This window comes from Bacillus sp. AFS059628 (genome assembly GCF_002571225.1).
GTDB lineage: Bacteria > Bacillota > Bacilli > Bacillales > Bacillaceae_G > Bacillus_A.
The window spans coordinates 62,747-68,783 of sequence record NZ_NVEC01000073.1 but is presented as its reverse complement, the minus strand read 5'-3'; the positions used below and the strand labels follow the sequence as shown (position 1 = coordinate 68,783).

Sequence of the window (6,037 nt, the reverse complement as noted above, 5' to 3'; positions counted from 1 at the left end):
ATCGATTAGAAATACCGAAGTTTATGAGTAAAACGCTCGCATCAATACAATCTTTAAATTTGGAATCAATACGAAAAATTGAAATGATGAACGACACCCTGGTGAGATCAATTTATGAAATGGATGGGAGGGAGTCAAACCTATATTATGAAGAATTGAATCGGACAATTGAACAAGCCAATCTACGTGAAGTATTAATAGAAGAAGAAGTTCTTAATGTCATATCAGATAGTAAGTTGAAGAGTTTATGTTATAAGCTAACAATGGGATTTATTATTATTTTGATGTCGAGTACTCTTTTGGAGGAAGATATCGAGAAAGTAATGACATATTTAGGTTTTATCCTAACGACGATAGGGACTTGGAAAGCTTTTCAACCAGTTCCGGTTCAAAAGGTAGAACACCATCATTATCATCACCATTATCATTATGATGAATGAGATATTTAAATGTTTAATTGCTTGATAGAATGAACAAATCGCGGACGATTCGCGAACTATTTACGGACTATTTTTGTTTTTTAACATGTTATATTTGTATTGTGAGAAGTGGCGGAAAACACAACTCATAAAGATTCCTTTATAATCTATATGTTGTCTAAACGGTTTCATAATGAAGGCACATAAAATCCGAAACTAGCAGATGGTAACGATTGAATGATACCTTTATTAAGGAGAGCTTTTGCTCTTCTTCCAATTACCTAATAATTTAGGTACAGATAAACGCAACAACATTAGGTGATTGGGAAAAGAATAAAACTTCACGTACCACAATCGAAATGTAAATGAACAGTTGAGAAAAAAGCATCCATTCGGGTGCTTTTTATTTTGGAGGGATAAAGGATGGAACTAAAAAAATATGATTTATTATATTTAGAGGGAACGTTAAGGGATTTAAAAGAAGATAAAAAACAAGAGTTATGGATTGTTGGTAATAATTTAATGCAAGCTGAAGAAGCTTGGAAAAGAATAAAAAAACATTTTGGAACAACTCATGTAATACCTCGTTTCATATCTAATAGTGCGTTCTCTCTTGATGGGATTAATCCAATCAATGCACGAATAGTCTTGTTAGATAAATGGTGGCAAAATAAAAATGCTGTTAATCTCTTAAAACACTTTATCCCTTTTGCTAGACAATGCCGTCAAATTAATATCACTTAAAAATTAAATCTATTAAGGAGTGTTGAAGGATGGAAAAGAAAAATGTTGTTTCAGCTCACATCGATATTGATACGACAGAAGCAAAAGCGAATATAGAAGAACTTACATTAGCTATCAATGAATGTGTAGGTGCATTTGAGAAGTTAGAAAAGGTTATGAGCAAGTATACAGGTGAAGCTGAAACCGTTGAATTATATCTTGATGGTAAATCTGTAGCTCGAACGATAGTTCAAAGTGATGACTGAAAATAAAACAACACAACAACGAAAGTTCTACGATAAATACAAGCGGGATAAAGAAGCGAAGAAGTTCTATGACAGTACAGCTTGGCGAAGGTGTAGAGAGTTGGCATTAACACGAGACAACTATCGGTGCCAAGAGTGTATGAAGCACGATCCATTGATACCAGTACCTGCTGATATGGTCCATCATATCAAAGAAAGAAGTGAATATCCTGAACTTGCATTAACATTGGATAACTTAATTAGTTTATGTAATCCATGTCACAACAAAGAACATCCTGAAAAGGGTGGAGGGAAAAAGAAAAATAAAAGAAAGATTCAGTTCGTAAAAGTAAAAGCGAACAAAGAATTCATATAGCCCCCCTCCTTTTATTGTTCAGAGCCGTTTCCGCCCAGACCGGACGCCTCCTTCGTGGGTGGCGCAAGTGATGTTTCTAAAGGGGGTAAAGCCTGAAAATAAGAGCTTTTTATTTCTGAATTGGTACTTTTTATCCATAAAATGTAAGTGAGGTGATATCGTGGATAAAGGATTGATTGAGAGGAAACCGCCTACGCATTTAAAAAAGGTAGGAAAAGATACTTGGATTCGTATTTGGTCTGTTTTAGAAGTTGAAGGAAAGGCTGATATCAATGATCCTATTGTAGTTGAAGCGATTGCCTTCAGTTATCAAATGTTTAGAGAGATGGCAGCTAATGTTAAAAAAGAAGGTCTGACGATGGAGTATACAAATAAAGCTGGTGCTACAAATCTGACTAAGCACACTTTGATACCAGAGATACCTAAGTATTTACAACAGATTCGACAATATTTAGGGGAGCTAGGGTTGACTGGGGCAAGCCGAAAAAAGCTTCAGGAAGAGCTAACTGGAGATTCTGATGATGATTACGACAACTTCTAAGCCCTCTGAAATAGCTAAGTGGTATAAAAATTGGCGAAATGAGCAGATACAGCATTTTAATATTTTAGTAGATCCATCTCCTGAACTAAGAACAACTTGGTATGCAGAACAAGTTGTGAAAGGAAACATAATAGCTAGTAAGAAAAATATCTTGTCTTGTCAACGTCATCTAAACGATTTGAGGAGACAGGGGACTGAGGAGTTCCCTTGGGTTTTTGATGAAGAAAAAGCGCATCGACCTATACGATATATCGAAAAGTTTTGTCGTCCATCAAAAGGGGATTATAAAAGGTTGGTTCTTCAACTGTGGCAACACTTTGTTATAGGTTCTTTGTATGGATGGATTCATAAAGATACAGGTTATAGGCGCTTTCGTGAGGGCCTTATTTTTATTGGACGTAAAAATGGAAAAACTACAATGATTTCTGGTTTATCTAATTATGCTGTTGCTAAAGATAATGAACCAGGTGCTCGTGTTTATGTTTTAGCAAATACAAAACAACAAGCTGGGGAGTTATTTGATGAAAGTCGTGCAATGGTTCAAAAATCACCCCTTCTTCGGAAACATTTACGCGAAAATCAGAAAGGTATTTTCCATGATAAAACGCATTCTAAAATTGAACCTCGTGCATCAGATAGTAAGAAACTAGACGGATTAAATACACATCTTGGTATTTTTGATGAAATACATGAATTCAAAAACTTTAAGTTAATTAATGTTATAAAAAAATCACGTGGTGCACGTAAACAACCAATGATTGTTTATATCACTACGGCAGGATATCAGCTTGAAGGACCACTTGTTCAATACTATGAAATTGCAACTGATGTTTTAGAAGGAGTTATTGACCAAGATAGAAAGTTTTATTTCATGGCTGAAATGGATAGCGTGGATGAAATTGAAAATCCTGAATTATGGATTAAAGCAAATCCTAATATGGGAGTTTCGTTAGATCTTCCATCGCTTATTGATGATTGGAATACAGATAAGCATACAGATGCTGAAAAGAATGACTGGATTACAAAACAATTTAACATCTTTGTTGATAATGATGAAATGTCCTTTGTGGGTATTGAGATATTAAAAAGGAATGAAGAAGTTATTGATATAAAGGGATTAGCTGGTAAAGAATGTGTTGCAGGTTATGATTTATCTGCAACAGAAGATTTTACAAGCGCTTGTTTAGAGTTTCCTTTAGATGATGGAAATGTTTTTGTGCTATCTCACAGTTGGGTTCCGCAGGCTAAAGTTGATCGTGATAACGAAAATATTAGTTTCAAAGAGTTTAAAGACAAAGGTTGGCTCACTATTATCCCTGGTGAGTATGTGAAATATGAGTATGTTTATGATTGGTTTGTTGAGCAATCCGAACACTATTTCATAAAGAAAATTACTTATGATCCAGCAAATGCCTATCGTTTAAATGAAGATTTGAAAGCATATGGATTTAAAACCGAACCAGTTCGACAAGGGCATTTAACTTTAAGTCCAGCATTAAAGGATGTAAAAGAATTGTTGTTGGATGGAAAAATAATCAGTAATAAAAACCGTCTCTTCCGTTGGTATATGAACAATGTAAAGCTTGTGGAAGACAGAAACGGGAACTTTTTACCATCTAAACAGAGTAAATATCGAAAGATTGATGGCTTTGCAGCTTTTTTAAATGCTCATACAGAAGTAATCCCTATGTTATCTCAATTACAAGGTGATGGAAATATTGAATTTATATCAGTTAACGATCTTTTTAAATAGAAAGGCGGTGAGAGATTGAAACTGATTAATCGTGTTAAGGGAGCGATTAAAGGAGCTTCATTGGGATGGAAAGGTGCTGGATATAACTTTTCTTCATGGTTTGGAAGGAAGTTTTGGGGTATTGATAATACAAAATTAGCTACAAATGAGACGATTTTCAGTGTGATTAGTAGATTATCTAATACGGTAGCATCTTTGCCATTAAAGCTCTATAAGGATTATGACACTGTTGTTAATCAAGTGTCTGATGTTGTGATGAATGAACCTAATCCAAACATGACCGGATTTGAATGGATAAATAAAATTGAAGTTTCAAGAAATGAAACTGGAAATGGATATGCAGCTATCATTCGTGATATTAGATTTCAAGTGGAATCATTAATCCCTATTGAATCTGCTTATGTAACGCCTTTTTTAAATACGGATGATAATAATTTGTGGTATGAGGTACGTGGGATTGAAGGAACGTATTACATCCACAATATGAACATGTTTCATGTCAAACACATCACAGGTATTGCAAGATGGAAAGGTATTTGTCCAATTGATGTTTTGAGAAATACTCTTGAATATGATAAGGCAGTACAAGAATTTAGTTTGTCAGAAATGCAGAAGAAAGATAGTTTTATTTTGGATTATGCGACGCAGGTCGATAATGAAAAGAGACAAAAAATCATTGATGATTTTAGACGGTTTTATCAAGAGAATGGTGGTATTTTATTCAGGGAACCAGGTGTCAATATAGAAGAGATGGAGCGGAAATACTTCGCTTCAGACACGTTAGCATCCGAACGAATTACACGTTCACGGGTTGCTAACGTTTTTAATGTTCCGGTTACATTTTTAAATGACACGGAAGGACAGAGTTATAGCAGTAATGAACAGCTGATGATTCAGTTTGTTCAAATGACTTTAACCCCTATTGTTCGTCAGTATGAGCAAGAAATGAATCGTAAGTTGCTGAATAAAAAAGAACGACAAGAAGGCCATTACTTTAAATTCAATCTTGGAGGACTGTTAAGAGGTGATACAGCTTCAAGAACAGCTTATTATCAAGCCGCAATTAGGAGTGGATGGTTATCACAAGATGATGTTCGTCAAAAAGAAGATGAACCGCCTGTGGGTGGTAATGCTTCAAAACTTTGGGTAAGTGGTGATTTATATCCAATTGATATGGACCCAACTCAACGGAAGGGGGTGAAAAACGGTGGCAAAGAACAAACAGAATAAGTTTTTTCAAATGAAAGCATCGGCGAATGGTAAAACGGCTGATGTTTTTATTTATGGAGAAATTACAAAATATGCATGGGAAGAATATGGCGAGGTGTCATCTATTACTTTCAAAAACGAATTGGAAGCATTGGGTGATGGCATTGAGACTATCAATCTATACATTAATAGTCCTGGAGGTAGTGTGTTTGAAGCAATGGCTATTATCGCTATGTTAAAACGACATCCAGCCGATATTATATCGCATATTGATGGGGTAGCGGCATCTTGTGCATCTGTTTTACCAATGATTTCAAAACGTATTATTATGCCAAATAATTCATTAATGATGATTCACCATGCAATGACAGGAGCTTGGGGTAATGCTAAGCAATTAAGAAAAGCGGCTGATGATGTGGAACGTATTAGCCAGGCAATGTGCCAGTATTATCTTGATCGATCTGGTGAAAAAATGTCAGAAGAAATGTTATACGAAATGCTTGAAGAAGATACATGGTTAACAGCCGAACAATGCTTAGAATTAGGGCTTTGTGATGAAATTGTTGAAGCTAACCAAGCTGTTGCATATGCATTTGATGACAAGTGGGCGAAACAATATCAGAATGTGCCACAACAACTATTACAAATGCAATCCGATAAATCAATTATGAGCATAGAAGAAAAGGAATTACGAGAAAAAATCGTTGCAGATTCAAAAGCAAATCTTGCCTATTTAGAAACAATATTTTAAAAAAACGGGGGAATTAATTT

Annotated in this window: 8 protein-coding genes; all 8 read left to right on the top strand. The window is 35.1% G+C overall.

Features of this window, described 5'->3' with window-relative positions:
* On the top strand, positions 1-440 hold a 440-nt coding region (locus COL05_RS31510), incomplete at its 5' end, for a hypothetical protein (RefSeq protein ID WP_218937611.1).
* A gap of 402 nt (positions 441-842) precedes the next feature.
* Complete coding sequence (locus tag COL05_RS23470; protein ID WP_098670332.1) at positions 843-1,163, top strand: hypothetical protein; 321 nt, start codon at positions 843-845, stop codon at positions 1,161-1,163.
* Positions 1,164-1,192: 29 nt separating this feature from the next.
* Positions 1,193-1,408 carry a hypothetical protein gene (locus COL05_RS23465; RefSeq protein ID WP_098670331.1) on the top strand — a complete coding sequence of 72 codons (216 nt, stop codon included), beginning with the start codon at positions 1,193-1,195 and terminating at the stop codon, positions 1,406-1,408.
* Entirely contained in the window at positions 1,401-1,763 is a 363-nt protein-coding gene (locus COL05_RS31505) for an HNH endonuclease (RefSeq protein ID WP_098670330.1), read from the top strand. Before COL05_RS23465 ends, COL05_RS31505 begins: the two co-directional genes overlap by 8 nt.
* Before the next feature lie 160 nt (positions 1,764-1,923).
* Entirely contained in the window at positions 1,924-2,304 is a 381-nt protein-coding gene (locus tag COL05_RS23455) for a phage terminase small subunit P27 family (RefSeq protein ID WP_000357492.1), read from the top strand.
* The gene (locus tag COL05_RS23450; protein WP_098670329.1) at positions 2,285-4,057 is read left to right on the top strand and encodes a terminase large subunit; all 1,773 of its coding nucleotides are present in this window, start codon (positions 2,285-2,287) and stop codon (positions 4,055-4,057) included. The genes COL05_RS23455 and COL05_RS23450 overlap by 20 nt, the downstream gene beginning before the upstream one ends.
* A gap of 15 nt (positions 4,058-4,072) precedes the next feature.
* Positions 4,073-5,287 carry a phage portal protein gene (locus tag COL05_RS23445; protein WP_061684781.1) on the top strand — a complete coding sequence of 405 codons (1,215 nt, stop codon included), beginning with the start codon at positions 4,073-4,075 and terminating at the stop codon, positions 5,285-5,287.
* The gene (locus COL05_RS23440) at positions 5,265-6,017 is read left to right on the top strand and encodes a head maturation protease, ClpP-related (protein ID WP_098670328.1); all 753 of its coding nucleotides are present in this window, start codon (positions 5,265-5,267) and stop codon (positions 6,015-6,017) included. Before COL05_RS23445 ends, COL05_RS23440 begins: the two co-directional genes overlap by 23 nt.
* Positions 6,018-6,037 lie beyond the last annotated feature (20 nt).